The organism is Alteromonas oceanisediminis (genome assembly GCF_018474025.1).
Taxonomy (GTDB): domain Bacteria; phylum Pseudomonadota; class Gammaproteobacteria; order Enterobacterales; family Alteromonadaceae; genus Alteromonas_E; species Alteromonas_E oceanisediminis.
Map to the genome: position 1 here is coordinate 335,840 of NZ_JAHCTA010000006.1, position 26,518 is coordinate 362,357.

Genomic DNA, 26,518 nt, shown 5'->3' on the forward strand with positions numbered 1-26,518 from the left:
TCCGGCTAGGCTGCAAGCGCTTCAATGCGTGAATGGTCGAATCGCTGTTTCAAGTATGGTATACCTATAATAAAAGTACGGAACCGCCCTCAATGCTCACACTTTATGCCGGTGAAACCGCACGCCGCACGCTCCTTGAACATGGCCTAAAGCCCGAATTGTTTACCGCGATGCTGGGAGCGTCTGGCGGCCCCAAGTGGTTTACGTTATTCGGTCTAGACAAATATCTATTTGGCGAGTTTTTCAAACACCGCACCACCCCATTAGACATTATCGGTTCATCGGCGGGCGCATTCCGCGCCGCATGTTTTGCACAATCGGATCCGGTTGCTGCCATTGAGCGCCTGGCAAAGCATCATTCTGAAACAACCTATAGTGATAAGGTCACACCAGCAGAAATTACTCATAAAGCCCGCGAACTGCTGGTTCAGGTGCTTGGCACTGACGGCGTTGACGACATTATTGCTAACCCGGTTTTCAGGGCTCACTTCATTGTCGCCAGAGTGAATGGGTTAGCCGCGTCAGAAAAAAAGCTTTCGCAAATGCTTGGACTGACTAAAAGCCTCGTTGCAAATCGCATGCACCGACGTTTTATCAGCCGTCAATACACCAGGGTCGTGTTCAAAAACCCGCTTAGCGCCCTTGAGATTGCCGATAGCTATCAATTTCCAACTGAACATATCCCGCTCACACCGAATAATCTGACTGAAGCCCTGCTCGCCTCAGGCTCTATTCCACTGGTAATGCAGGGCATTCGAGACATCCCCGGTGCGCCCATGGGAATGTATCGGGATGGTGGGATTATTGATTACCATTTTGACATCGACTTTCCGAGTAATCAGGGTTTAATCCTTTACCCGCATTTTAGCCATGCCCCCAAAGCGGGTTGGTTTGACAAATCACTCAAAAGACCTATCAATCCAAAACACTATGACCGTGTGGTCATGCTGGTACCGTCGCGCGAATTTGTTGCCTCGCTACCTTATGGCAAGATACCCGACCGTGAAGACTTCACAAAAATGAAAGCAGAACAGCGCTTACGTTATTGGTCAACCGTGTTTGATGAAACAGAAAAATTGGCCGATGACTTCGCCAAATGGCAGAGCAATATTCAACTCCGCCCGATGCTCTCATTTTAGTTTCCCGAACAGTTTGCAATGCATTGTTGCTTCTTTGCGTCAACGGATTTGTGCTAGTCTTGAGGGTATCAACTGATGTGTGAGAGAGTGCTATGCCCAAACAGACGCTTGCGATTGTGGCTGAAATAATGGCTGTTCACAGCCTACCCGCAAATTCACCAATCCCGAGCAAAGTGTTACAGGCGCCGCTCTTTTTTATTGGCAAAACAGCGGAAGAACTGTCTGTTGTTGTGCCGGAAACCATTGCGATTGATTCCGACGAGTTCGATGGCGGTTGGAGAGCATTGGAAGTGCTCGGTCCGCTAAGTTTATCCATGGTAGGGATCATGGCAGGTATCAGTGCAGTACTAGCTCAGGCAAAAGTGAGCATTTTCGTGGTCAGCACATTTGAAACTGATTTTTTCTTGGTCAAAAATGCCAGTCTCGAATCTGCGGTGAAAGCGCTCGAGCAGGACGGTTACACGGTTATTCGGTAGTGCACTGCCTTAAGCCGAAAATTAGCGATTCAGCGCCGCAACAATTTCGCCACGCCATTGCGCTCAACGCGCCTGTTTCAGGCCAACTGCAACCACTCAGCGACAGTACGAGCCCTTTATTGGCGATGCGAATGGCGGGTGACGGGGTACTGATAAAACTGACAGGTACTGCGATTTATGCACCTTTCAACGCATCGCTGAGCTGTTTTTTGCCCACGCTTCAAATCGTCGAATGGCGAGCATCCAATGGGTTGGTAGCGCGGCTCACCTTTGAAGATGACTTATCCTCATTGCATGGCTGCGGCTTCACGCGCTACGTCAACCAAGGAGATAGCGTGGAGGCAGGCACGCTGCTTTGTCATATCGACAAAAATAAAGTTAAACTTGCCAGTCCGGAGTTACGCTGCGCGCTGACTATCGTCAATGCGAATAAACTGACCGCTATCGTACCCAAAGCGCCAAGTGCCAGTGGCATCGCGCGCGTTCAGAGTAATGTGGATACCCTGATGACATTGTATATTTAGAGGACAACATGAGTATTACCGTTTACGGCATCAAGCAATGTGACAGCGTTAAGAAAGCGCAGAAATGGTTCGCACAGCATGGAGTTGAATACCAGTTCCATGATTTTCGTTCAGACGGCCTAAGCAGCGAATGGCTCGTTCAGGTTGAAGCAAAAGTAGGTTGGGAAACCTTGCTCAATAAACGGAGCACAACATTTCGTGAATTGGACGATGCAAACAAATCCGCTTTAACGCAAGCAAAGGCACTGCAGTTGATGAGTCAGCACCCTACTCTCATAAAGCGCCCTGTGGTTGTGCACGGGGAACTTGAAAAAGTGGTTGTCGGCTTTAAAGCCGACCACTATGAACAGGAATTCAAACCATGAGTGATACGCTGGCCTTGGCGAAAGCACTTATCGAACGCCGCTCGGTAACCCCTGAAGATGCAGGCTGCCAGCAGTTGATGGGGGAGCGGCTGGAAAAGCTTGGCTTTACGCTGGAAACGCTTGTCTTTGAAGACATCACCAATCTTTGGGCTCGTCGCGGCACTCAAGCGCCGCTGTTTTGCTTTGCGGGGCACACCGATGTTGTGCCAAGCGGGCCGGAGGAGCGTTGGCAGACGCCCCCCTTCGAGGCCACGGAAAAAGACGGTTATTTACACGGTCGTGGCGCGGCGGATATGAAAGGCAGCCTGGCGGCCATGGTGACAGCACTGGAACATTTTATACACCAAAACCCGGATCATCAGGGTTCAATCGCGTTGTTAATCACCAGTGATGAAGAAGGGCCCTTTATCAATGGCACAACGCGTGTGATTGACACGCTTGAAGCGCGTAACGAGAAAATTGACTGGTGTATTGTCGGGGAGCCCTCAAGCACCCACCATGTCGGTGATGTGGTTAAGCACGGCCGCCGTGGTTCACTCACTGGCAATATGGTGGTCAATGGCGTGCAAGGACACGTGGCCTACCCTCACCTTGCGAATAACCCGGTTCACGCTGTGGCGGGCGCTTTGGCGCAGATGAGCTCAACCGAGTGGGACAAGGGCAATGCGGATTTTCCACCGACAAGCTTTCAGGTGTCAAATATCCACGCCGGTACAGGTGCCGGGAATGTGATCCCCGGGCACTGCGATATCTGTTTTAACTTTCGCTACTCGACAGAGGTCACCGCTGAACAGCTTATTCAAAGAACGGAAGCCATCTTGGCTGAACATGCGGTTGACTATTCACTGCAATGGACATTCAATGGCTTACCGTTTTTAACGCGTCAAGGGGAGTTGATTGACGCTACGCGCAAGGTCATTAAGCGCGTTACCGGCAACGCGCCGGAATGTTCAACCGCCGGAGGTACGTCAGACGGACGGTTTATCGCGCCTACCGGCGCACAAGTCGTTGAACTGGGGCCTGTGAATGCAACGATACACAAGGTCGATGAGTGCGTCAGTATCGCTGATCTAGATACCCTCTCAGTACTTTATTGCGGCATTCTCACGGAGTTATTATCTTCATGAACCACAAAGAATGGCTTGGCCTGACCTCATCGCATTTAACCCCCATCGGTTCCGAACATGCATTGGCTCATGCGGTAGTTGCCCCCTTTAGCAACATGCAATCAGCCGCGCAACAGGATGGTATCGACCTTCAATTGTTCAGCAGTTTTCGCAGTTTCGAAAAACAGTCGAGTATTTGGGCGCGAAAGTGGGATGGACACCTGCCTATTTTGTCGGCTGACAATCAGCCGCTGGATCCGCACACGTTAAGCGATATTGACAAAATGCACAGCATCCTACGCTGGTCGGCACTGCCCGGAGCAAGCCGTCACCACTGGGGTACCGATTTTGATGTGTACGACAAAACAGCGGTAGAGGCTTGGCCCAAACCATTCGAATTGACTGATTCCGAGTACGCACAGGGTGGGCCGTGTGGCGCGCTATCGTCATGGCTGGATGAGCGAGCGCATGAGTTCGGTTTCTACCGCCCGTATGCAACATATTGCGGGGGGATTGGTGCTGAACCCTGGCACCTTAGCCATCGGCAATCGGCTGAGGCAATTGAAAAAATGTTCGATCCTGCGGAACTTAAGCAGTTAATTGAAGAAAGCCACCTTCCCGGCAAACCGTGTATTTTGGCGCACTTTGATGAAATCTTTTTCCGCTACGTGCAAAACAAAGGAATACCTGTGTTGTGAGCACGTTTTGGCAAATAATCATCGTTCTGCTGGTGTTTGGCATCATCGTCGGCAATATTATGTTAGTTAAACATTCAGCCTCATGGGGAATGAAGAAGCCCGATGATTCAGACAATGACACCGAGCATTAAGCCTAATGATCAAACACCCCTACTTTGGCGACATTGAAAAAAATCGAGAACTAGACTGCTATCAACTTAGTCTCACGCCTGAAGAACACCAGTTGCTACTGGACTTAACGGAGATGGCCGTGTATGTCTCGGAGGGAACGTCCGGCAGCATTTTAAGTTGGGCTGATGCACACTGCTCTCAAGGCGAAATGTCGGTAGAACCTATCGTCGTCGCCAGTAACAGTGCCATGCCAATCGCTGATTACGAAACCTTAGTACAACGGGCACATGAACACTATACCAATCAAGACACTAGCGGTAACTCGTCCGTTGTTGATGTGGCCATAGGTCAAGCTCGCTACTGTACGTACGCCATTGAATTACCCAACCTGAGCAGTCATTCCGCCACGCCAACATGTATTTTGGCCATCGAACATGTCAATCAGACTGGCTTGGATGCCAAGCAAGAACGCTTGATCGACATGCTTCGCCGCGATATCAGTAATCAGTTAAAGCTTCGCCGGCGCGCTGCCCACTTGATTGAAAACAGCGAACTGCTGACTCTGGCGCTTGAGCATAATCAGGATTGGATATTCGTCAAAGATAAAGATTTTCGCATTGTCTATGCCAATGAATCGTTCCTCAATGTTTATCCTAAAAACATTCGTAATAAAGTGATCGGGTACACGACATTTGAAGAGTACGAAGCTATCGAGGTAGAGCAGTTTTTGGAGCACGACAAAATAGCGTTTGAGTCTGGACGCAGCGAAACGATTGAAGACATCCACATGCCCGACGGAACCAGCATTATTGTAAATACTGTAAAACAGCGTTTTCATGATGCCAACCAAGAGCCGTTTATACTGTGTGTTTGCCGCGACATCACGCAAAAAGAGATGCTTATTCGCGATATAGAAAGTGCCTATAACGACCTAGACGAATTCACGAATATTGCTTCACACGATTTAAAAGCACCACTAAACGCGATTAAGCGTTTGTTAGAGTGGATACAGGAAGACTGTTATGACCTGTTACCTGAAGAGTCTAAAGAAAATATCCAACTGGTAGTGAATCGCACCAATCGTATGCATCAGCTATTAAGTGACTTACTGACCTATGCGCGGGCAGGACGCGAATCAACGCCGCCCGTTGAGTTGCAATTGCAGCAGAAAGTGAACGATTTGCAACAGTTGTTGGATACACCAAAACATTGTCAGATTAAGGTGAATGATCTAACGTTGAAAGTACCCGAAATGCCTTTTTCAACGGTACTATTGAACTTAATCTCCAATGCGATTAAGCATAACGATAAAAACGCAATAGAAATTTCTGTTAAGGGTTACGAAACCAAGCATGATTATATTGTTTCCGTAACGGATAATGGGCCAGGTATAGAGCCTCAATATTTTGATAAAATTTTTGGTGTTTTTCAGACGTTAAAATCTCGCGATCAGCAGGAAGGAAGTGGAATTGGTCTTTCTGTAGTTGATAAATACATGAACACGTTCGGGGGCAGTATCACGGTTGCTTCAAATGGCAAATTGGGGTCGACCTTTACGATTAAATGGCCGAAGACATTCTTGAAGTTTGATCATCGCACGTCTTGACAGAGGCAGGAGAATGCACCGGCACCCAATCTCCCTGTTAATCGTTGAATACGACGACGCTATAACAGGCTACTATTTACTCAAGCGTTGGACGATGTTTACGCTTTATCTGGGTAACCTGAATATGCCATACACGAACGGTAGAGAAATTTTAACCGCGTGGTGAAACATTGCTGAGTTCGCACAATCAATCAGGTTTGTTTGTATAACTTCTAATGGTGAAAATGATGTAGCCGATAGTGGTAAACAATACGCGGCAAGCAATTTTTGAACGAATACACTGATGAGATCGTAGAGTGTGTGGTAAAAGTGATTGACGGTTATAGTCAAACCGTCCCGTGACCAAGGTAATGTGATGCAAATACTTATTGTTGACGATGATCGGGCGGATAGAAAAATTATCCGTCGTCTGCTTGATGAACAGCCGGGTTCGATTGAAGTGGTTGAAGCGGAATCAGTTGGCGAGGGCCTTGAAGTTCTTGCCAAGAAACAGTTCGATGTCGTCCTGCTCGATTACAAAATGCCACGAGCCAATGGCATTGAAATGGTCATTGAACTTCGTTCTCGCCCCAACCTTGGCGACGCTGCCATTGTGATGATGAGCGCCGCCGAAGAAAACGACTTAGCGTTGTCATGTATCGAAGCCGGTGCACAAGACTTCTTGGCTAAAAGTGAAATCTCTCATAGCAAGCTAAGTAAAGCGATACTACACGCAAAAAAGCGCTTCGAAATCGAACGAAAAATGCACGCTAGTTATATCGCTGTAAAGAATATGGCAGAAAAGGATTCTCTGACTGGGCTATCGAATCGCTACCATTTCGAAGAAACACTTAAAGTGATGTTAGCGAATAATAAGCGTTCACAGCACAGTGTCGCACTGATTGCGATGGATATTGATAATTTTAAGCACGTCAACGATTCGCTCGGACATGAAGCAGGCGATATTCTTCTTCAGAAGGTCGTATCTCGAATTAATGCCTTACTGCGTAGTAATGAGGGGTTTGCAAGACTTGGCGGCGATGAATTCGCTATTATATTGGGCGCGATCACTGGAGTGGGCCAAGTGAGCAATATCGCAAACCGGATCCTAACTGCGATGGAAGCGCCATTCGCGGTTGGCGAGCATACCTTTATTTGCAGTCTCAGTATCGGTGCAGCTTTATATCCTGCAGACGCGTGCACCAGCGAAGAGCTTATGAAATACGCGGATATTGCGATGTATCGTGCGAAACAAAGTGGTAAGAACAAGGTGTGTTTCTATGAAAAAGCCTTTCAGGTTGAATTTAACCGGCGCTTTACGATCCAGACTCAACTGAATAAAGTGCTAAGTGAGAATAGATTCTCTCTCCATTATCAACCAATATTTGATCACAATAAAGAGCAGCCTGTTTCCTTTGAAGCACTTATCCGGTGGCCGCGGGATACGGATGACTATTTCACTCCAGACGAGTTCATACCAGTCGCAGAGGAAACGCGGGTTATCAATCAAATTGGCAATTGGATTGTCACTACAGCACTGACCCAACTCAGCCAGTGGCAACAGCACAATGAGGCATTGTCAATGTCAATTAACATATCGCCCGTTCAGCTGATGCACAGCGATCTCGTTGGCTATCTGAAACGAGAAATCTCCCGCCTTGACCTTAAACCCGGAGCCGTCACCCTTGAAGTTACCGAAACTGCATTGTTTGAAGATGATAAGAAGATTCGCGTCGCATTGAATGACTTAGCCAACTTTGGATGTCGGATCGCGTTGGACGACTTCGGGATGGGTTTTTCCTCCATAAGCCATTTAATGCAGTACCCAATTCACACGGTAAAGCTCGATAAGTCCATGCAAACCAGTCATAGAACGAACGACCGAGTCCCCATTTTTGAAGCAATCGCCCTCATGGTTCAAAAATTAGGCTTCGTGGTTATCGCTGAAGGAATAGAGACGCAAGAACAACTTGAACTGTGCAAGCTACTTGGCATAGATCGGGTTCAAGGTTATTACACTGGCAAACCCACTCCGCAAAAAGAAGCCGGTTTGCTGGTAACCAAGTCGCAATAGTTAACGCTTAGCGTTTGTCTTCAGTGCGGGAATCGAAGTCAGACGCAGAGTGCCTTTCATGCAACTGCTTCTCTGGCTCACCCCAGGTTTTATTTACAATTTTGCCACGCTTTACCGCTGGACGCTCGGCAATGTTTTTCGCCCAACGTAGCACATGCCCATAGGAGGTAACGTCTAGGAACTCTGCAGCTTCGTACAGGTACCCCAGCACTAATGCGCCATACCATGGCCATACGGCTATATCGGCAACGCTGTACTCGTCGCCCGCTAAAAACAGGTGCTCAGCCAGTCTTTTGTCCAGCACATCAAGCTGCCGTTTCACTTCCATCGCAAAACGATTTATCGGGTATTCAAATTTTTCGGGTGCATAGGCATAAAAATGCCCAAAACCGCCCCCTAGCATGGGTGCACTACCCATCTGCCAGAATAACCAGTTCATGCACTCCGTGCGCTTAGCGTGATCCGCTGGCAGCAAGTGACCAAACTTTTCAGCCAGATACACTAGGATAGAGCCAGATTCAAACACGCGTGTTGGCGGTGCCGTGCTAAAATCCATCAACGCCGGAATTTTTGAGTTCGGGTTCACGTCCACAAACCCACTGCCGAACTGATCGCCTTCCATGATATCAATCACATACGCGTCATATTCAGCCTGCTCAATACCACGTTCAAGCAACTCTTCTAACATGACGGTAACTTTCACGCCGTTTGGAGTCGCCAGTGAATACAATTGCAACGCATGCTGACCACGAGGTAATGGCTTTTCATGTGTTGCTCCAGACACCGGGCGATTAATATTGGCAAATTTGCCGCCGCTGTCCTGATCCCATTCCCATACTTTGGGTGGCGTGTAACTGGTCGTCATGATCACTCCTCTGTAAATAAACACTGTTCTGCGATTGTCGCTCTCATCGTTAAGACCGCTTAAGTGCCGTTTTCTTTCACTGACACGTTATCCGCGCGATATATTGGCAAGTAACTTCTGTTCAACTCGCTGCGTAATGGCCATTCGCTGCGTATCGGTATAGGCAACGGGCGATGCGTGCCCCCATACTGGCTTAGGCCAAGCGGGATCACCGGTGTGTCGCACAACATGATGAATATGTAATTGTTTGACCACATTGCCAAGCACCGCAATATTCAGCTTATCCATTGACCAATCTTGCTGCAAAAATCGACTCAGTTGATTTGACTCGTGCCATAATCGATGCTGTTGCTGTTCATCCAAGTCAACCAGCTCAGTCGCATTTGGAACTCGCGGCACTAAAATAAACCACGGGTAAGTTGCATCGTTCATCAGGCACAGCTCGCACAAGCCGAGGTTACCTAACTGAAACGTATCTGCCGCCAATCGCGGATCCAGCTCAAACACACTACTCACTGAGTCGCTCCAGCGTGGTAGGTACAACCGTCAGCAGCGCACGCTGCCCTATTGCAACGTTAGCGTTGGGGAAAACGATGGCTTCTCCGTCGTATTCGGCTACATAAGTGTTACCAGACTCTTCAGCCAGTATTGTGCCTTTTGAGTAATCAGTAAAATTCGCTTCATCATCATCAAATACGAGGGCAAAGTCATCGTGCTGTTTGTTGATGACCTGATTTACCCGGTAGATCAATAGGTCGTCCATGGGCACGGGTTCAGGCGCATAAGATGCGTCGCAAACAAGTTGAGTAAGCGTGTTTTTCGCGGCGGCAAACTGACGCATATCATTCTCACCAAACGGCCGTACCTTACCTAATTCAACCGTAAAGGCGTGTGCATTAAATTCAGTCGAGCTGAAATAGCTGAAGGTCGTGGTAGGGCTTTCAGACAACAGAATTGTTTTCACGCCACACGCAGCCAAAAACGCCAGTTGCGAACGGCTATGCCTGCGCTTATGCAGTAACGGATAGACCGCAAACTTTTCATTTTTAGAGGCACGAATCGCGGTGTGTAAATCGTAATGCAAACGCGTTTCTGCATCGGTATTGGCGAGGAAAAATGTTGATACCGCATTTTCAAGCGCTTTAGCGCGCCGTCGCTCAGCGTTGACACAGCCGGGGGGTAAACTGTGAGCGCCAGAAAACAATCGATTCATGTTTTCTTCGCAAAAACGCTCACCAATATCCATCGCCGGTAAGTTACCAAACAGCACAAGTAGCCGCTGGGCTGGTTGACGCCGCTCATTCAGTAAGTCGTTAACCAGCTCGTCGAGGATCTCAATCGGTGCTGTTTCATTCCCGTGAATGCCGCAGGATAAGACGATAGCCTTACCGTGATAGTCTTTAGGCGTGAACTCAATAATACCTGGCGCTGTGATCGCCACACGGGTGTGCGTACGTAAAGTCAGCAGCTTGGGCGTATCGAACCAACTGGGTTGCTGACGTGAGAGCGTTAAGAAGCCCGTTTTCTGAAGTTGAACTAAGTCGTTCATGGTTACCTATTGCGTAATCTAAGTAACAATAGGGTAACGCATTTTTACGCTGACGCTAAGCGATCACGCGATGCGGGTGACTATCCCGCCGTTTTGTGCAGCGCAGAGGTGCCTATGATGATGTCAGTTTGAGAAAAAGCAATAAATTCATTCGCTGGCAGTGCCTTGGTAAATAAATACCCCTGCCCCTGTGGTATGCCAATTTCTCTCAAAACGTGCAGATGGCTGAGTGTTTCAATCCCCTCGGCAATCACTTTGCATTCTTTGGCGTCGCCGATGATTTTAACCGCCTGAATGATGGCTCGATTAACCGCCGCTTGGTCAATATCCAAGGTAAAGGTTTTGTCGATTTTAAGCGTGTCGATATTCAGAGCGCGAATGTATGACAAGTTTGAATAGCCTTTTCCGAAGTCGTCGATAGAAATCGACAACCCCAAATTACGCAACGCATCCAACTGCCCTTTCACCATCAAAGAGTTCGACAGCGCAACGTCTTCTGTCAGCTCCAGTTCAAACCGATTCAACGGCAGTTCATAAGTCTTGGCGAACAGCAAAAGATTATTCACCAACTGCGAGTCGTATAGCTGCGTTGGAGATATGTTGACCGACAAGACAATGTCTAGCCCAACCATTAAGAATTTGCGCATATGAATGAAAGCATTTTCTAACGTCCAGTAGCCTAATTCATTCATCATATTATAGGACTCGGCCGCTTCGATGAGTGGGCCGGGGAATAAAATGCCGTCTAACGGGTGATTCCAACGCAACAAGCATTCCGCACCGATGATCTCAAGGGTTTGCAGATCAACCTTCGGCTGAAAGTACAATTCCAGCTCATTCTGGACCAACGCTCGCTGTAAATCCGCTTTTAATGTCAGCGTTCGCGACGTGCGAGTTTGTTTGCGCACATCCGATGTTGAAAAATTTTCATATTTATTTTGCTTGGCTTGCTTTAAGGCTGCCTCGGCGCGTGCGATGAAGTCCGTTAGCTTGAAATCGGCCGAAGAAGATGACACCGCACCCACGTTAAAATCAGCAATAAACGCATTACCGTCGTGTTGAATGGGGGTTTTAAAATGTTCTACGAGGTGTTCAAACTTTTGATTTTGTTCCTGCGCGGTCAGCTGGCAATCGAACAATACACCAAAAACATCACCACTGAGACGACCAATACTGGCAGACTCCCGAAACAACAAAGCAATACGATTAGCGATAGAGAGTAAAAACTCGTCGCCAATGTGCATACCATAGCTCGTCGTGACGTCTGAAAAACGCACAACGTCAATAAGCAATAGCGAAATCGCATCCGACTCTTCAGCCAGACGCTCTATGCAATGAATAAACGCATAGCGATTCGGAATAGCGGATAAATTATGGTGAACACGGCTCATGAGTACGACGGTTTAATCTCAAGCTCTGTTGCCTTGAATTGTATAGATTAATGCACGCGCTGACTACAACCGAAGTGTAAATGGAAGTAAATCGGGCTAGCCAGTCACCAGCAAGCCCGCCGAAAGTCAGATACGGTTAGTCATCCACGTTGCATGGAGTGAGGTTCCAAATCCGGTTAACGTAATCAGCAATCGAGCGATCCGAAGTGAACTTGCCCATCTTTGCCGTATTCATTATCGCCATCTCAGCCCAACGCGCCGGATCACGGTATGCCTTATCAACGGCTTTTTGGGCTTCGCTGTAAGCCTCAAAATCAGCGAGCACCAAGTACGGATCCCCCCCACTCAACAAGCTGTGTTTGACGGACGCGAGCGCCCCCGGTTTACCCGGCGTAAAGAAATCGGTTTCCAACCAGTCAAGCACGGCCTTGATTTCCGCATTGGCATAATAGTAGTCATGCGGGTTATAACCCTTCGCTTTCAGCGCTTCAACCTCTTCTACCGTCAAGCCGAAGATGAAAATATTGTCGTCGCCAACTTCCTCGGCGATTTCGATATTAGCGCCGTCCAGCGTTCCGATAGTGACCGCGCCGTTTAACGCCAATTTCATGTTGCCGGTTCCTGAGGCTTCTTTTCCGGCTGTTGAGATCTGTTCAGACACATCAGCAGCGGGGATCATCTTCTCAGCCAGCGATACCCGATAGTTTGGTAAAAACACGACTTGAAGCTTGGTATTCACACGTGGGTCGTTATTAATCTTCTCAGCAACCTGGTTGATTGCATAGATAATATCTTTGGCTAAGGTGTAGCTGGGCGCTGCCTTCGCACCAAAAATAAACACTCTCGGATGCATGTCGTAATTTGGATTTTCAAGCAAGCGGCGATACAGCGCGAGTATGTGTAACAGATTCAGGTGCTGGCGCTTGTACTCGTGCAGGCGCTTGATCTGAACATCAAAAATCGCATCCACGTTGACATCGATTCCAGTCAGTTCTTTGATCGTTTTTGCCAGAGCGATTTTATTGTTTCGCTTTACCTGCATAAATTGCTTTTGAAACGCTTTATTCGACGCCGACGCCGTTAAACCACTCAGTTTATCAAGATTAGTCGGCCAATCAGCCCCAACTTTTTTGTCTACCAGAGCAGAAAGTGCGGGGTTACAAGCTTTAAGCCAGCGACGCGGCGTGATCCCATTCGTGACGTTCGTCAGCTTTTCTGGCCAAAGTTGGTCGAACTCAGGAAATAAATTCTGCTTCACCAGCTTGGAGTGAATTTCTGCCACACCATTGACGCGGAATGATCCAATCACAGACAAATTGCCCATGCGCACCATCTTCTCTCCGCTTTCTTCAATGATCGACAGTTTCGCCTTGACCACGTTGTTGCCCGGCCATTTTTTCTCAACCTGCGCCATGAAGCGATGATTGATTTCATAAATGATTTCAAGATGACGCGGTAAGATTTTTTCCAACATGCTGGCCGGCCATTTTTCCAGCGCTTCTGGCAACAGCGTGTGATTGGTGTAAGCAAATGTACGGGTACAGATGTCCCACGCCTTGTCCCAATCCAATTCAGCGCGGTCTACCAGAATACGCATTAATTCAGGGATCGCGATGGCGGGATGAGTATCGTTTAACTGAATAACCACCTGATCAGTGAATCGGCTCCAATCGTCGCCATGAGCTCGCTTGTAGCGGCGAATGATATCTTTTAATGAGCAGGCACAGAAAAAATATTGCTGAATTAAGCGCAGCTCTTTACCGGCCTGAGTTTCATCATTGGGATAAAGTACCTTCGAGATCGTTTCCGCCTGTACGTTTTCACGCTGCGCATCAACATAACCGCCCGCGTTAAACACATCCCAGTTAAAATACGCTGACGACTGGCACTGCCACAGCCTCAATACGTTAACGGTTTTACCGGCATAACCCACCACAGGAATATCCCACGGCACACCTTTAACAATACTGCCCGGATGCCATTCTTTTTGGATCCGACCGTTGTCGCCATACTTGGTCTCAACATAACCGTACAGTGACACTTCCTGCGTGGACTCAGGTCGACAAATTTCCCACGGGTTTCCGTAATCACGCCAACTGTCCGGACGCTCAATTTGAGCACCGTTTTTAATTTCCTGACGAAACAATCCATGCTCATAGTGAATACCATAGCCAATCGCTGGCATTTCCATGGTCGCAAGAGAATCGATAAAGCAAGCCGCAAGCCGGCCCAAGCCACCATTCCCCAGTGCCATATCCGGTTCTTCTTCAAGTACATCGGCTAAACTTACGCCTAGCTCATTCAATGCACCGTCAGCGGTCTCGAACAAGTTTAAATTGTGCATGTTGTTGGATAACAACCGGCCCATCAGAAATTCTGCAGAGAGGTAATGAACAGCGCGAGTATCATTGAAGTAGTGAGACTTTTGCGTTTTGCGTAACCCTTCCAGCACAAGCTCTTGAATCGCGGCACAGGTCGCCTTCCACCACGCGTGATTATTGGCTTTATTTTCATCGGTACCGAGCGTGCTATGCAGATGTTTAACAATAGCATTTTTTAATGCCGATTTACTCAACTGCGGCGTCTCGGGCGTGTTCTTCTTTGCTGCTACTTTTTTAGTCGTCATGATTTGCTCTCAGGGTTTCAGTAATTTGGTGTAATAAAACACCATCTACACACGAACGTGAACAAAATATAGCAGTCAAATCAACGCTTGATTGTTATTTATTTGTTAAATGACACCGAAAACGACCAATTAACGAGCTATTTTTACACAAAATTAACATTTAGCCATTGAATACGTTTGCAATGTGCGGTTTTTTTAAGCATTAAAACGCAGCTAATCAGACCGTAGTGAACACTCGCCCCACTAATTCTTCTGCTTCTGACAAGATCGCCTGTAAGTGACTTTCATTAACGAAGGATTCAGCATAAATTTTATACACGTTTTCAGTGCCCGACGGACGCGCAGCAAACCACCCTTGCGCAGTAGACACTTTAACGCCGCCAATGGCAGCGTTGTTACCTGGGGCATGTGTTTGAATAGCCGTAATGGTGTCACCCGCTAAGGTTGTCGCAGTGACCACGCTTTTGTCCATTTTGCTTAATTTAGCTTTCTGTTCGAGTGACGCTGCAACGTCAATGCGCTTGTACAGTGGCCGACCAAACTCAGTGACCAATTGCTCGTAGCGCTCCGCGGGATCGACACCGGTCACAGCGGTCATTTCAGCGCCTAACAAACACATGATGAAACCGTCTTTATCGGTCGCCCACGGCGTTGCATCTTTGCGCAAGAATATACCACCGGCACTTTCTTCGCCGGCGAAACCGAGTGTCTGATCCACCAGCCCGGAGACAAACCACTTAAAACCGACCGGCATTTCCGCCAACTCACGCCCCAGATCCGCTGCAACGCGGTCGATCATGCTGGATGAAACCAGAGTCTTACCGACTTTCAGTGACTGAGGCCAGCTCGGGCGATGCGTGTAGAGATAGTCAATCGCCACGGCCAGATAGTGATTGGGATTCATCAACCCCGCCTTAGGCGTTACAATGCCGTGGCGATCAAAATCGGCGTCGTTACCAAAAGCAATTTGAAAACGGTCGCGCATTTCAATCAACCCCGCCATCGCATAAGGCGATGAACAATCCATCCGTAGCTTCCCGTCTTTATCACGGCGCATAAACGCAAAACGCTGGTCAAATTCGGTGTTAACCACCGTAATGTCTAACCCGTAATGCTCTGCAATTCGTGCCCAATATAACCGGCCTGCACCGCCTAAAGGATCTGCGCCAATTCGAATTTTTGCATTGGCTATCGCCTGCATATCAATCACATCGTCCAACCCAGCAATATAAGCAGTGGCGTAGTCGGTTTGATGCAATTTATCGCTGAGCAGCGCATCACTAATTGCCACACGCTGAACATCCGCATTACCGGTTAACAAAAGCTCATTCGCACGTTGTTGAATGATACTGGTTACGTCGCTGTCAGCAGGACCGCCATGAGGAGGATTATACTTAAAGCCACCGTCGTCTGGTGGGTTGTGCGAAGGCGTAATCACGACACCATCAGCCAGTACTCCATGGTTACTGGCTTGCTCTCGGTTGTGATTGAGTATTGCGAATGAGATAGCGGGTGTGGGGGTAAAGCCGTTATCTTTTTGAACGACAACATCCACATCGTTCGCGATCAACACTTCGATAGCGGTGGTGTGCGCAGGCTCACTGAGCGCATGTGTGTCTTTGCCGAGAAACAGCGGCCCACGAATACCGGCTCGCTGCCGGTATTCTACCAGGGCCTGCGTGATGGCAGCGATGTGTGCATCATTAAACGAGACCAGATCAGCGCCTCCGCGATGACCCGAAGTACCAAAACTCACGGCTTGCGTTGGAACCGTTGCATCAGGCGACAGTGCGTAGTAATTGCTGACCAGTTTTGCGACGTTAATCAACTGCTGCGGGTCCGCTTCTTGCCCTGCTTGAGGATGCAATGCCATCGTTTATCTTCCTTTTATTGAATGAAAAGTGCCTGCGAAATGCTTTCTTGTTCTTGCTCGTTGTAACCTAAGGTATCAGCAACCTGACGCAAAATAGCGGCTTTTTTAGCAGTATTATTGTTGGTTACCACCCAGAATTGAGTCTCTGGGATCGCCTTTGGGTTGGTGCTACTGCCAGTGGCTAACAACTGTTCTTTGCTGTTGGCAAAATAATCGCGACCTTTGCCTTTAATTGCAAGTACCGCAGAAAAATCATTGGTTTGGCTGGCTAAACCTGACAACAACACAAGAAAGCGTTCAACCACCGTGTTGCACGCCAGGATCTGCGCTTTGTCTACGACGTATTTAGTCGGCGCAGTGTCCGATTGAGCTGAGAGCGCTTGTGCGGCCTCTTGTCTTGCTTGCGCCACGGCTTGCGCATGCTGCGCTTCAGTGGCTTGTGTCGCGGCGATAGTCTGTTCACTCTCGGGCAGCAGTAATCGGCGCAAAATGTCTGATGCATTCTCGCCGATGTATTGGGTTTGAGCGGCAATATGGGCGTATAGCTCATCATCAATAATCAGTGTTTTCATACAAAACCTTACCTCATGTTTACGCGTATTATACGCAAAGATGGCGGTGTAAATAGGCCATTTTCGTGTTTTTCTGAGCACGAATTTAGCCTTCATACCTAAGTATTACCCACAGTGATGAATAGTCTGGCTCAATCGTCTACAGTTAAGGGATAAAAAACCAATTGCGATGTTATGAATAAATCGATAACACCTGTGCTCGATGTACTGGGCAAAACCATTATTGGCAAATCAGAACAACTTAAACTCGCGCTCACCTGCCTGTTAAGTAACGGCCATTTGCTGATTGAAGATTTACCCGGCATGGGGAAAACCAGCCTTTCGCATGCGTTAGCCTCAGCATTCGGGTTAGCCTACTCGCGTATTCAGTTCACCTCCGACCTTTTGCCGGCGGATATGCTGGGTGCGAATATTTTTGACGTTCAAAAGCAGCAGTTCTCATTTCACCCAGGCCCTATTTTTAATGAAGTGGTGCTGGCGGATGAAATCAACCGGGCAAGTCCCAAAACGCAGAGTGCGCTGCTTGAGGCCATGGAAGAGCGACAAGTGAGTTTGGACGGTACCACTCACACCCTGCCACAACCATTTTTCGTTATTGCGACACAAAACCCGATGCATCAGGCCGGTACGTACCCGCTGCCAGAATCGCAGTTGGATCGCTTCTTAATGCGCATCACCTTAGGCTACCCCAATTGGGAAGCAGAGCGCACCATGCTGAAACGTTCAGGCACCACCAGCGGTGTGATGGCATCATCGCAACCGGTGAGTAAACAGCAGCTTATTGCCTGGCAGCAGGAAATAACGCAAGTACATAGTGCCAATGCGATTATTGATTATATTTTACGTTTGGTGAGTTACAGTCGAGAATCCGGCGAGTTCGCCAATCCTCTGTCACCCCGTGCCAGTAAAGCGATCCTCGTATCGGCCCGCGCCTGGGCATGGTTGCATGGCCGTGATCATGTGATACCTGAAGATGTGCAGGAAGTGTTTACCGCGGTGGCTGAGCACCGGTTGCGCGGTTCAGCAACCGACAGTGACATGAATAGCCAGTTTAGCGGCAAACTGATGGCTGCCGTTGACCCACTCGCTGCCTGACCCATGCGCCTGAAGGGCTCAATCAAACCGCATATTGACGGGTTTGTGAAACGTTGGCTAAGCCAGCGTATTCCGCCCGCGAATCGGCATCGCCTGACCATGCGCAGCATTTTTATCCTGCCAAGTCGTTTTGGCTGGATGTTTCTGCTGTTGTGCGTCGGGTTATTTATTCTGGGTACCAATTATCAGAACAATATCATGTTGTTGCTTTGCTATTTGCTGGTGGCGATTTTTCTCATTAATTTACATGCCAGCTATTGGAACTTTGCTCGATTGGACATCAGTATCGACCCTATCGCGAGCGGGTATGCCGGTGAGCAATCCCCCCTGCAACTGCGCATTCACCCCACCAATGCTAAGCAGGCGGCAGTGGGTAAGTTACAGATAGCTAATTTTAATCAGCCTCAAAGCCTGAGCATTGATCTTATTCCCCAGCAACCCGGTAACCCAACACAAGTCTGTCAGCTTAGCGTGGACTTACCTAAACGAGGCGTTTTTCAGTTTCCTCGTATTACCCTTTCCAGCTTTTACCCGCTTGGATTATATCGGTGCTGGACTCACCTCGACTTTGACCGTGAGATTGTTGTGTACCCAACGCCATTGCCCTGTACGCTGCAACTGCATCAGACTGGGGTAGATAACGAAGATGCCAGCGGACTGACCACCGTTGTCGGCCACGACGATTTCGCAGGTTTGACGCCCTATGTGGTCGGCGATAGCCTTAATCGTATTGCCTGGAAACAGGTTGCCAAACAGCAGAATTGGGTGAGTAAATCCTTCGACAGTCATCATGCGGTGACGGGGTGGCTTGTGCTACCGACGGTATCTACCGAACAACTGGAAACGGCCTTGTCCAAACTCGCCTTTCAGATAAACCAATGCACGCGAGAAGGGATCCAGTTCGGTTTGCTGCTGGGTCGGCAACGTATCGCTCCGGCTAGCGGTGATCAGCACCGGCATGCCTGTCTTCGGGCGCTCGCAGAATTTAGGCTGCATTAATGCTGGCGATTACTTCACAAACCTCGCCCCCCATCGAAACACAAAAGCAGCCTCGCGCTGCTGTGTTATTGTTGAGTATGGCCTATGCCATATTAGTCGCCAGTATGACAACTCCCGTTATGATCTGGATTGTCATTTTAGCGGCCTGTGCTTGCGTGGTACGCATCAGTTTTTATCTGAGGTGGCAGACCGCTCCACTGCGTATGCGCACCATCAACTTACTCGCGATTTTGGGCGCACTGGCGCTAGCGTGGTTTAGTTTATCGATCGGCCTGTTACTGTCGATGGTGAACCTGTTGGTGATGGCATGCGCTTTCAAACTGATGCATATCGCCCATGAGAAAGATGTTAAACAGTTATTTGTTACCTTGTTATTTTTAACGGCGTGTGGCTTTATCTTCCAGCAAAGCTTGGTATACACCGGACTTTACGTCAGTGTTGCACTGATCTTGCTCGTCGCGCTGCTCCAGTTTAATGCACCTCAACAGTCCCTCAAGCACTCTATACGCTATGTTGCTATTCAGTTAGTTCAAGGTTTACCTATTGCCATATTGCTTTTTCTGGTGCTGCCGCAGCTCCCGCCATTGTGGCAAATGCCCACCGCGAAAGGCGCGAAAACCGGATTAAGCGACAGCGTCACGCCCGGTGATATTGCCGATTTAAGCCAATCATCGGAATTAGCATTCAGAGCCACCTTCGCAAGCGAGATACCGTCGCCACCACAACGCTACTGGCGTGTCATGACGTTGGAGCAGTTTGACGGTAAAACCTGGCAAATCAGCCCGACTCGAAAGCAGGTTAACCGCCAATACCGTAGTTTAAACAAACAGTTCAGCCCTTCGTTGGCTGGACCCACATGGTCATATCAGGTGATTGCGGAGCCTAGTCATCAACGCTGGCTGTTTGGCCTCGACATCGCGCAGGCGAACAGCAACGGCAATAACGCCATTATTCAGGGGCATGAGTATCAACTACTTGCACAAAGGCCACTGGTGTCAGCCTTATCGTATGATGTGGAGTCCTACTACACTGAACCGCTCAATCATACACTGTTGAGTATTGACCATCGAATCAATCTACAGCTTCCGCAATCAGGCAACTCGCTCACTCAGCGCTGGGTGGAAGATAAGCTGGCGGAGCTTGATGCTAGCGCTCACCCCAGAGAGAGAGCCGAGTATATACTCGCGCAACTACGTGATCACTTCTCTCAGCAGCAATTTCGTTACACGTTGAGGCCAGACCCTATGCCCAGCGACCCCGTAGACCGCTTTATGTTTGATGCGCAAGCTGGATTTTGCGCTCATTATGCCAGCACGTTAACCTACATATTGCGGCTGGCAAACATTCCAGCACGTATGGTCACTGGTTATCAAGGTGGCGAATTACAAGCATCTGGAGTGATGAGTATCTATCAGTACGACGCTCACGCATGGGTGGAAGCTTGGTACGATGAACGAGGTTGGGTTCGCATTGATCCAACGGCGTGGGTGTCTCCAGACAGAATTGACTTCGGTTTGGAACAAGCCATGCGCGACGAAGGCAGCTTTCTAGCAGACTCTCCATTGTCGCTAGCGCGATTTAAAAATGTGGCCTTATTTAACAATCTTCGCCTGTGGTTCGCGCAATTAGACTATGAGTGGAGCAAATGGGTATTGGGGTTTGACGCGAACCGGCAAGACGATTTGCTCGAGCAGTTGTTTGGTCGCCTTACACCGCTGAAGTTATCGCTAATCGGTGTCACCGTGGTATTAACGGTGGGTCTGTTGCTAGCGCTGTACATCATGCCCCAGTTGCGAAAAAAGCAGGGTGACAAGCTCACCATGATCTACCAAAAAAGTGCTGATCTCGTGGTTGAGTTTACCGGAACGCCACGCGGCCATTTGCCGCCTTCTCACTACTTTCAGGCGGTGCAGGATAAACTCCCCAATCTGGCCAGAACATGCTTCAGCGAGCTCACTCAACGATATCAGCAACATCACTATGCCCGACCGTCCGAAACCCGCTCGGAGAGCGAAAAACAATTCAAACATTTACACAGCAAACTTAAGCGTCACTTACAAAAAAGCCGGTGAATAATCACCGGCCTTTTCACGCGCTACGCAAAGACTATTTCTTCGCGTTGCGTGCCTTAGTTTCTTCAATCACTTTCTCAGAAACGTTCTGCGGACATGGCATATAGTGGCTGAACTCCATAGAGAACTGACCACGGCCTGATGTCATTGTACGAAGCTGGCCGATATAACCAAACATCTCAGACAATGGCACGTCAGCTTTGACACGTACACCGGTTGCACCGGCTTCTTGGTCTTTGATCATGCCACGGCGACGGTTCAAGTCACCGATAACGTCACCAACGTGATCGTCTGGCGTGAACACGTCAACTTTCATGATCGGTTCAATAAGCTGTGGGCCGGCCTTTGGAATAGACTGGCGGAATGCACCTTTCGCTGCAATCTCAAATGCAATCGCTGATGAGTCAACTGCGTGGAATCCACCGTCATACAATTCAACTTCAACGTCTAATACAGGGAAGCCAGCAAGTACGCCCTGCTCCATCATGCCTTTAAAGCCTTTTTCAATCGCAGGGAAGAATTCCTTAGGAACGTTACCGCCCACAACCGTTGACTCGAATTTGAAACCACTGCCTGGCTCACCAGGACGGATACGGTAATCGATTTTACCAAACTGTCCAGAACCACCTGACTGCTTCTTATGCGTGTAGCTGTCTTCAACTGGCTGCGTGATCGTTTCACGATAAGCAACCTGCGGCTGACCAACAACTAGCTCAACGCCGTAAGTACGCTTAAGGATGTCTACTTTGATATCTAGGTGAAGCTCACCCATTCCTTTAAGAATGGTTTCACCTGAATCTTCATCTGTTTCAACTTGGAAAGACGGATCTTCTGCAACCATTTTACCGATAGCAATACCCATTTTTTCTGTTGAACCTTTATCTTTCGGAGCAACCGCAATCGAGATAACGGGCTCTGGGAATACCATCGCTTCCAACGTACAAGGGTGCTTTGGATCACACAGTGTGTGACCAGTTTGTACGTTCTTCATGCCTACAATCGCGAGAATGTCACCAGCTTGGGCTTTACTCAATTCGGTACGCTCATCCGCGTGCATTTCTACCATACGACCAATACGTTCAGTTTTACCTGTCGCACTGTTAAGGATGGTGTCGCCTTTATTCAGTGTACCTGAGTAGATGCGCACAAACGTCAACGCACCAAAGCGGTCGTCCATGATTTTGAACGCCAACATACGTAATGGCTCGTCAACAGTAACCGTCGCGACTTCACCTGTTTCGTTACCTTCTTCGTCAGTTAAAGGCTGTGGAACAACTTCTGTCGGGCTTGGCAAGTAGTCGACAACGCCGTCCAACACGTTCTGAACGCCTTTGTTCTTAAACGCAGAACCACAGAAGGTTGGGAAGAAATCTAGGTTGATAGTACCTTTACGGATACAACGCTTAAGATCAGCAATCGACGGCTCTTCGCCATCCATATACGCCATCATTAGGTCGTCGTCTTGTTCAACCGCAGTTTCAACAAGCATTTCACGGTATTCTTCGACTTTATCAACCATGTCGGCTGGAACATCTTTGACTTCGTAGTTTTCTGGTAGACCAGAGTCGTCCCACACGTAGGCTTTACGCTCAAGAACGTCAACCACACCGACGAAGTCATCTTCAATACCGATTGGTAACGTCATTACCAATGGATTTGCAGCCAATACTTTCTTAACCTGACCGATAACGCGATAAAAATCCGCACCCATGCGGTCAAGCTTGTTCACGAAAATGACACGCGCAACTTCTGATTCGTTAGCATAACGCCAGTTAGTTTCAGATTGCGGCTCAACACCACCTGAACCACAGAACACACCAATACCGCCGTCCAGTACTTTCAATGAACGGTATACTTCTACGGTGAAGTCAACGTGCCCTGGGGTATCAATAATGTTGAAGCGGTGATCTTTCCAGAAACAAGTGGTTGCCGCTGACTGGATAGTAATTCCGCGCTCAGCTTCCTGTTCCATGAAGTCGGTAGTTGATTCGCCATCATGCACTTCACCGGTTTTATGGATTTTACCAGTAAGTTTAAGAATACGTTCTGTTGTCGTGGTTTTTCCGGCATCAACGTGCGCGAAAATACCGATATTTCTGTATTTGGATAAGTCTGACATAGCCCTACTTCATTTTGGTTCAAGGAAAAAAACGGCGTGGATTATAAAGTATTTCTGAGTGACTTTTATACTTTTTTAGGCAATAACCGAAAAAAAACTTTGAATTGAACCCATTTAGCGTGGAATTATCGATACAGTGACTTCATCTCGGTCGTGGTAAAGTTGCTTGCAGCGTACTACCCACGCAGTATTAGACTCATTGGCAAGGCGCTGTTTTAGTTGTGTCAGCAATTCTGCGGTTGTCTCGTAGCGTTGCTTCATCGGCAGCTTCAAGTTAAATATTGCGGCGCGCGCCCACCCATTGATTAGCCAATCGGTGATCAAAGTTGCCACACGGTCGGGGCGTTCAATCATGTCGCACACCACTAACTCTACCGAACCAAACTCAGGTCGATACTTAAACCCGTCAGCGGCGGCATAGCTCACAAGACCAGTACGCATGAGCGATTCCGCCATCGCACCGTTGTCGACGGCTTCGACAGACATACCGCGGATCACCAGTTGATACGTCCATCCGCCAGGGCATGCGCCTAAATCCACTGCACGTGCGCCTTCCCGAAATAAACTGGCTCGCTGTTCCGACGTTAGCAGATCGAGAATGGCTTCATCCAATTTAAGCGTAGAGCGGCTTGGCGCATCTGGCGGAAACTTTAAACGGTGAATACCATTGTGATAATCACTTCGCCCCGTCGCGAATGTCACGCCAATCAGGCACTGTTGAAAATGCGGTAACAACACGTGAAGTTGTGGCGCAAGAAGATTTTCTTTGCGGCTGAGTAACTGCTCAGACCTCAGCGCCTGGCGCATCGGCACCACGAATTTCTTTGCAAATTTAGCGACACTTTTGCCTTCTTCGGTGTCGGGGTAGTCAACTGAAATGCCCCCCACCTTTAGTGCGGAAAGGGTTTTGCCTAACACGGCGGCTATCGAGTCATGATGTTCATCAAGCGCATTCAGCACGCTGCCCACGCGATCTTTTTCTGGCAGTGGCTCTATGGTGGCGATCAGTAGCATCATTTGACGCACGAAAATCAGTTGTGCCACCGGGTTCTGTTGCACAAATTTACTGGCATCTGTTTCTGTGTAAAACTGAAACTCAACCCAACCTTGACTGGGTAGATGTTTTGCAAATCCATAGCAGTTTTGCTCAGCAGACAAAGCAGCTAATTCGGCTGCGCAATCACGTTCAAAACCCGCGCGACACAGTGCAATGACTGAAGAAGAAAATGCATTTTTGCTCATTGCACATTCTCTTTTTTATCAGATTGCCCACCAACGCGGGCAAATACGCTGACCAGAACTCCCCAGCCTAGTAAGAAACACACCCCACCGATGGGGGTGACGGGCCCTAAGAAACGCGCTTCAAACAACACCAGTCCGAATAGGCTACCGCTGAACAATAGCACTCCCGCAATAAACAGCCAGCTGGCTGCCACCAATGAGGGACGAAAAGCCGTCAGCGGGGCCAACGCGCTCAGCCCGATGGCGATAAGCGCGCCGAGACTGTGAATAAATTGATACAGAACGGCGGTTCGCAGGGTTGCCAATTGGGGTTCGCTTAAAATAGCCTTCAGGCCATGTGCAGCAAATGCGCCCATCGCAACCGCGAACATAGCCAGCAGTGCAGCGGTGACGCCGACCCACTTAACCTGTTTTATATACATAATCGAGCCCTTACATGCTCAGCCGCAGCGAGCCTATTTTGTTCAACGCTAATTCCACTGCGCTTACGCGGTTTAAAGCTATGATCACCCTCTTTCAGCCATACTATCTCCACCGTACTTGGTAACGACAAAGCCTCTACCTCATCAAAGCTGCCAAAAGTGTCACGCGCGCCTTGGACAATAAAAACAGGCAACCCACTTTCACTAAAATGATCGATGCGCAGTGTGTCAGGTTTGCCGGGCGGATGAAAGGGATACCCCAGCACCACTGCGCCATGAAGTGGTATTGTTGCGCAATCGGGGTGGGCCACATCCGAAACCACATGTGTGGCCATTCTCCCACCCATGGATTTTCCGCCAACCCACAACCCCAATTCGGCGTGGTAATTGTCGCTAGTCGTCACGGCGCGAATGGCTTCATGAAAGGCCTCAATCAGTAGCGGCGCACGATCTGGTGGTCTTTTTTGACCACTTGCGTAAACCGTGCGCATGTAGGGGAAGTCAAACAACCAAGTGGTAATACCGGCACCACATAAGGCCTTGCCGATCTGTTGCATAAAGTCAGATTGAGAACCTGCCCCCGCCCCATGTGCTAACAGCAGTTGTGCGCGAACCGCTACTCCCTCAGACGCGCAATCAAAGCACTGCATCGTTTTCTGCCTTAACTTCATTAATCATCCACTGGCGAAACGCTGCTATTTTTCCGAGTTCCGCTTGCCCTTCCTCACACACCAGATAAAAACTATGTTTACTTTTAATTTTCTCTGCAAACGGAATAACAAGGCGACCAGCATCAATTTCCGGGCGAGCAAGCACGGTATTGCCCAGGGCGATGCCCTGCCCCAGCGCCGCTGCCTGCAATACCATCATGGAGTGACTAAACATCGGGCCCTGATTGACATTCACCCCCTTCACGCCAAAGTGTTTCAGGTAACTACTCCAGCCTTCCCGACTGGAATCATGCAGCAGGATATGAAACTTTAGGTCTTCAAGCACTTCCATTGGTTTGTCACCGGTGAGCACAATAGGTGAACACAGCGGCGTTAAGTATTCCGCATGCAGTGGATCAGAATGCAACCCTGTCCAGCGACCACGGCCGTAATAAACGGCAACATCGGTATCAGCCTGCAAAAAGCCTTCATCATGATCGACCGCTTTTAATTTCACATCAATATCGGGGTTGCTCGCTGAAAACCGGCTGATCCTCGGGATCAACCACTGGCTGGCAAAACTCGGAGGTGTCGCCACCGTCAGCGCGCCCTTGGCCCCTTTCGCCAAGAGCCGCTCTGTGGAATCCAGCAAATGCCTAAAAATGTCACGTAACTCCAGATAATAAGATTGACCTTCTTCTGTTAACAGCAAGGCACGATTTTTACGCAGAAATAGGCGCATTCCCAAAAAATCTTCAAGTGATTTGATTTGATGACTAACGGCGGCTTGAGTGACGAATAACTCCTCGGCCGCTCTGGTAAAGCTTAAATAGCGCGCCGCAGCTTCAAACGCTTTTAGGGCATTCAGCGGGGGTAATCTTCGCTGCATAAATATCAACCGTTCGGTTGTGACTGACAATATGACAATTATGCGTCACATTCATTACTTTTTCTAATCTTAATTT

At 48.7% G+C, this 26,518-nt stretch carries 25 protein-coding genes; 13 read left to right on the top strand and 12 right to left on the bottom strand.

The genetic code is table 11. The features are described from left to right. Positions 1-92 precede the first annotated feature (92 nt). The 10 genes from KIU71_RS12785 (at position 93) to KIU71_RS12830 (ending at position 8,078) form a co-directional block, all read left to right on the top strand. Positions 93-1,139: a patatin-like phospholipase family protein gene (locus tag KIU71_RS12785; protein WP_214131664.1), complete on the top strand. Its 1,047-nt coding sequence runs from the start codon at positions 93-95 to the stop codon at positions 1,137-1,139. 92 nt (positions 1,140-1,231) lie between these two features. Further along, the gene (locus tag KIU71_RS12790) at positions 1,232-1,615 is read left to right on the top strand and encodes an ACT domain-containing protein (protein ID WP_214131665.1); all 384 of its coding nucleotides are present in this window, start codon (positions 1,232-1,234) and stop codon (positions 1,613-1,615) included. Then, the gene (locus tag KIU71_RS12795; RefSeq protein ID WP_214131666.1) at positions 1,615-2,139 is read left to right on the top strand and encodes a PTS glucose transporter subunit IIA; all 525 of its coding nucleotides are present in this window, start codon (positions 1,615-1,617) and stop codon (positions 2,137-2,139) included. The genes KIU71_RS12790 and KIU71_RS12795 overlap by 1 nt, the downstream gene beginning before the upstream one ends. Before the next feature lie 8 nt (positions 2,140-2,147). After that, positions 2,148-2,504 (top strand): ArsC family reductase, encoded by a 357-nt coding sequence (locus tag KIU71_RS12800; RefSeq protein WP_214131667.1) that lies wholly within the window; start codon positions 2,148-2,150, stop codon positions 2,502-2,504. Continuing rightward, on the top strand, positions 2,501-3,631 hold the full coding sequence (gene dapE, locus KIU71_RS12805) for a succinyl-diaminopimelate desuccinylase (protein WP_214131668.1): 1,131 nt from the start codon (positions 2,501-2,503) through the stop codon (positions 3,629-3,631). Before KIU71_RS12800 ends, dapE begins: the two co-directional genes overlap by 4 nt. Next, positions 3,628-4,308, top strand: coding sequence for a M15 family metallopeptidase (locus tag KIU71_RS12810; RefSeq protein ID WP_214131669.1), 681 nt, complete (start codon positions 3,628-3,630; stop codon positions 4,306-4,308). Before dapE ends, KIU71_RS12810 begins: the two co-directional genes overlap by 4 nt. After that, complete coding sequence (locus tag KIU71_RS12815) at positions 4,305-4,439, top strand: DUF2897 family protein (protein ID WP_214131670.1); 135 nt, start codon at positions 4,305-4,307, stop codon at positions 4,437-4,439. The genes KIU71_RS12810 and KIU71_RS12815 overlap by 4 nt, the downstream gene beginning before the upstream one ends. Positions 4,440-4,444: 5 nt before the next feature. Then, entirely contained in the window at positions 4,445-6,025 is a 1,581-nt protein-coding gene (locus KIU71_RS12820) for a sensor histidine kinase (RefSeq protein ID WP_214131671.1), read from the top strand. Positions 6,026-6,038: 13 nt separating this feature from the next. Further along, the gene (locus KIU71_RS12825) at positions 6,039-6,191 is read left to right on the top strand and encodes a hypothetical protein (RefSeq protein WP_214131672.1); all 153 of its coding nucleotides are present in this window, start codon (positions 6,039-6,041) and stop codon (positions 6,189-6,191) included. A 189-nt stretch (positions 6,192-6,380) separates the two neighbouring features. Then, entirely contained in the window at positions 6,381-8,078 is a 1,698-nt protein-coding gene (locus KIU71_RS12830) for a putative bifunctional diguanylate cyclase/phosphodiesterase (protein WP_214131673.1), read from the top strand. A 7-nt stretch (positions 8,079-8,085) separates the two neighbouring features. Here the strand turns inward: KIU71_RS12830 and yghU are convergent, their stop codons facing one another. From yghU to KIU71_RS12865, 7 genes are all read right to left on the bottom strand, one after another. Beyond that, positions 8,086-8,943: a glutathione-dependent disulfide-bond oxidoreductase gene (gene yghU / locus KIU71_RS12835; RefSeq protein ID WP_214131674.1), complete on the bottom strand. Its 858-nt coding sequence runs from the start codon at positions 8,941-8,943 to the stop codon at positions 8,086-8,088. An 87-nt stretch (positions 8,944-9,030) separates the two neighbouring features. After that, on the bottom strand, positions 9,031-9,459 hold the full coding sequence (locus KIU71_RS12840) for an HIT domain-containing protein (protein WP_315853291.1): 429 nt from the start codon (positions 9,457-9,459) through the stop codon (positions 9,031-9,033). Next, the gene (gene astE / locus KIU71_RS12845; RefSeq protein WP_214131675.1) at positions 9,452-10,492 is read right to left on the bottom strand and encodes a succinylglutamate desuccinylase; all 1,041 of its coding nucleotides are present in this window, start codon (positions 10,490-10,492) and stop codon (positions 9,452-9,454) included. The genes KIU71_RS12840 and astE overlap by 8 nt, the downstream gene beginning before the upstream one ends. An 80-nt stretch (positions 10,493-10,572) precedes the next feature. Further along, on the bottom strand, positions 10,573-11,883 hold the full coding sequence (locus KIU71_RS12850) for a putative bifunctional diguanylate cyclase/phosphodiesterase (RefSeq protein WP_214131676.1): 1,311 nt from the start codon (positions 11,881-11,883) through the stop codon (positions 10,573-10,575). 136 nt (positions 11,884-12,019) lie between these two features. Beyond that, positions 12,020-14,509 carry a glycogen/starch/alpha-glucan phosphorylase gene (locus KIU71_RS12855; RefSeq protein ID WP_214131677.1) on the bottom strand — a complete coding sequence of 830 codons (2,490 nt, stop codon included), beginning with the start codon at positions 14,507-14,509 and terminating at the stop codon, positions 12,020-12,022. Positions 14,510-14,726: 217 nt separating this feature from the next. Continuing rightward, a complete protein-coding gene (pgm, locus tag KIU71_RS12860; RefSeq protein WP_214131678.1) occupies positions 14,727-16,382 on the bottom strand; it encodes a phosphoglucomutase (alpha-D-glucose-1,6-bisphosphate-dependent) in 1,656 nt (551 codons plus the stop codon). Positions 16,383-16,396: 14 nt separating this feature from the next. Beyond that, positions 16,397-16,954, bottom strand: a complete 558-nt coding sequence (locus tag KIU71_RS12865) for a hypothetical protein (RefSeq protein ID WP_214131679.1) — start codon at positions 16,952-16,954, stop codon at positions 16,397-16,399. A gap of 174 nt (positions 16,955-17,128) precedes the next feature. On the opposite strand from KIU71_RS12865, the gene KIU71_RS12870 reads away from it, so the two are divergent. The 3 genes from KIU71_RS12870 to KIU71_RS12880 are packed head-to-tail and all read left to right on the top strand — an operon-like array spanning position 17,129 to position 21,120. Beyond that, complete coding sequence (locus KIU71_RS12870; protein WP_214131680.1) at positions 17,129-18,049, top strand: AAA family ATPase; 921 nt, start codon at positions 17,129-17,131, stop codon at positions 18,047-18,049. 45 nt (positions 18,050-18,094) lie between these two features. After that, positions 18,095-19,048: a DUF58 domain-containing protein gene (locus tag KIU71_RS12875; RefSeq protein ID WP_214131681.1), complete on the top strand. Its 954-nt coding sequence runs from the start codon at positions 18,095-18,097 to the stop codon at positions 19,046-19,048. Next, the gene (locus KIU71_RS12880; RefSeq protein ID WP_214131682.1) at positions 19,048-21,120 is read left to right on the top strand and encodes a transglutaminase family protein; all 2,073 of its coding nucleotides are present in this window, start codon (positions 19,048-19,050) and stop codon (positions 21,118-21,120) included. The genes KIU71_RS12875 and KIU71_RS12880 overlap by 1 nt, the downstream gene beginning before the upstream one ends. A gap of 34 nt (positions 21,121-21,154) precedes the next feature. Here the strand turns inward: KIU71_RS12880 and fusA are convergent, their stop codons facing one another. The 5 genes from fusA to KIU71_RS12905 form a co-directional block, all read right to left on the bottom strand. Continuing rightward, on the bottom strand, positions 21,155-23,239 hold the full coding sequence (gene fusA, locus KIU71_RS12885) for an elongation factor G (protein ID WP_214131683.1): 2,085 nt from the start codon (positions 23,237-23,239) through the stop codon (positions 21,155-21,157). 114 nt (positions 23,240-23,353) lie between these two features. Next, on the bottom strand, positions 23,354-24,481 hold the full coding sequence (gene rlmM / locus KIU71_RS12890; RefSeq protein ID WP_214131684.1) for a 23S rRNA (cytidine(2498)-2'-O)-methyltransferase RlmM: 1,128 nt from the start codon (positions 24,479-24,481) through the stop codon (positions 23,354-23,356). Then, on the bottom strand, positions 24,478-24,903 hold the full coding sequence (locus KIU71_RS12895; protein WP_214131685.1) for a DUF423 domain-containing protein: 426 nt from the start codon (positions 24,901-24,903) through the stop codon (positions 24,478-24,480). Before KIU71_RS12895 ends, rlmM begins: the two co-directional genes overlap by 4 nt. Next, on the bottom strand, positions 24,894-25,553 hold the full coding sequence (locus KIU71_RS12900; protein WP_214131686.1) for an alpha/beta family hydrolase: 660 nt from the start codon (positions 25,551-25,553) through the stop codon (positions 24,894-24,896). Before KIU71_RS12900 ends, KIU71_RS12895 begins: the two co-directional genes overlap by 10 nt. After that, positions 25,540-26,442 (bottom strand): transcriptional regulator GcvA, encoded by a 903-nt coding sequence (locus KIU71_RS12905; protein WP_214131687.1) that lies wholly within the window; start codon positions 26,440-26,442, stop codon positions 25,540-25,542. Before KIU71_RS12905 ends, KIU71_RS12900 begins: the two co-directional genes overlap by 14 nt. Positions 26,443-26,518 lie beyond the last annotated feature (76 nt).

Excerpts from the sequence above, each read along its gene's own strand:
- KIU71_RS12785 (WP_214131664.1), top strand. The coding sequence starts at position 93 with ATGCTCACACTTTATGCCGGTGAAACCGCACGCCGCACGCTCCTTGAA.
- KIU71_RS12790 (WP_214131665.1), top strand. The coding sequence starts at position 1,232 with ATGCCCAAACAGACGCTTGCGATTGTGGCTGAAATAATGGCTGTTCAC.
- KIU71_RS12800 (WP_214131667.1), top strand. The coding sequence starts at position 2,148 with ATGAGTATTACCGTTTACGGCATCAAGCAATGTGACAGCGTTAAGAAA.
- dapE (WP_214131668.1), top strand. The coding sequence starts at position 2,501 with ATGAGTGATACGCTGGCCTTGGCGAAAGCACTTATCGAACGCCGCTCG.
- KIU71_RS12810 (WP_214131669.1), top strand. The coding sequence starts at position 3,628 with ATGAACCACAAAGAATGGCTTGGCCTGACCTCATCGCATTTAACCCCC.
- KIU71_RS12820 (WP_214131671.1), top strand. The coding sequence starts at position 4,445 with ATGATCAAACACCCCTACTTTGGCGACATTGAAAAAAATCGAGAACTA.
- KIU71_RS12825 (WP_214131672.1), top strand. The coding sequence starts at position 6,039 with ATGCACCGGCACCCAATCTCCCTGTTAATCGTTGAATACGACGACGCT.
- KIU71_RS12830 (WP_214131673.1), top strand. The coding sequence starts at position 6,381 with ATGCAAATACTTATTGTTGACGATGATCGGGCGGATAGAAAAATTATC.
- yghU (WP_214131674.1), bottom strand. The coding sequence starts at position 8,943 with ATGACGACCAGTTACACGCCACCCAAAGTATGGGAATGGGATCAGGAC.
- astE (WP_214131675.1), bottom strand. The coding sequence starts at position 10,492 with ATGAACGACTTAGTTCAACTTCAGAAAACGGGCTTCTTAACGCTCTCA.
- KIU71_RS12850 (WP_214131676.1), bottom strand. The coding sequence starts at position 11,883 with ATGAGCCGTGTTCACCATAATTTATCCGCTATTCCGAATCGCTATGCG.
- KIU71_RS12855 (WP_214131677.1), bottom strand. The coding sequence starts at position 14,509 with ATGACGACTAAAAAAGTAGCAGCAAAGAAGAACACGCCCGAGACGCCG.
- pgm (WP_214131678.1), bottom strand. The coding sequence starts at position 16,382 with ATGGCATTGCATCCTCAAGCAGGGCAAGAAGCGGACCCGCAGCAGTTG.
- KIU71_RS12865 (WP_214131679.1), bottom strand. The coding sequence starts at position 16,954 with ATGAAAACACTGATTATTGATGATGAGCTATACGCCCATATTGCCGCT.
- KIU71_RS12870 (WP_214131680.1), top strand. The coding sequence starts at position 17,129 with ATGAATAAATCGATAACACCTGTGCTCGATGTACTGGGCAAAACCATT.
- KIU71_RS12880 (WP_214131682.1), top strand. The coding sequence starts at position 19,048 with ATGCTGGCGATTACTTCACAAACCTCGCCCCCCATCGAAACACAAAAG.
- fusA (WP_214131683.1), bottom strand. The coding sequence starts at position 23,239 with ATGTCAGACTTATCCAAATACAGAAATATCGGTATTTTCGCGCACGTT.
- rlmM (WP_214131684.1), bottom strand. The coding sequence starts at position 24,481 with ATGAGCAAAAATGCATTTTCTTCTTCAGTCATTGCACTGTGTCGCGCG.
- KIU71_RS12895 (WP_214131685.1), bottom strand. The coding sequence starts at position 24,903 with ATGTATATAAAACAGGTTAAGTGGGTCGGCGTCACCGCTGCACTGCTG.
- KIU71_RS12900 (WP_214131686.1), bottom strand. The coding sequence starts at position 25,553 with ATGCAGTGCTTTGATTGCGCGTCTGAGGGAGTAGCGGTTCGCGCACAA.
- KIU71_RS12905 (WP_214131687.1), bottom strand. The coding sequence starts at position 26,442 with ATGCAGCGAAGATTACCCCCGCTGAATGCCCTAAAAGCGTTTGAAGCT.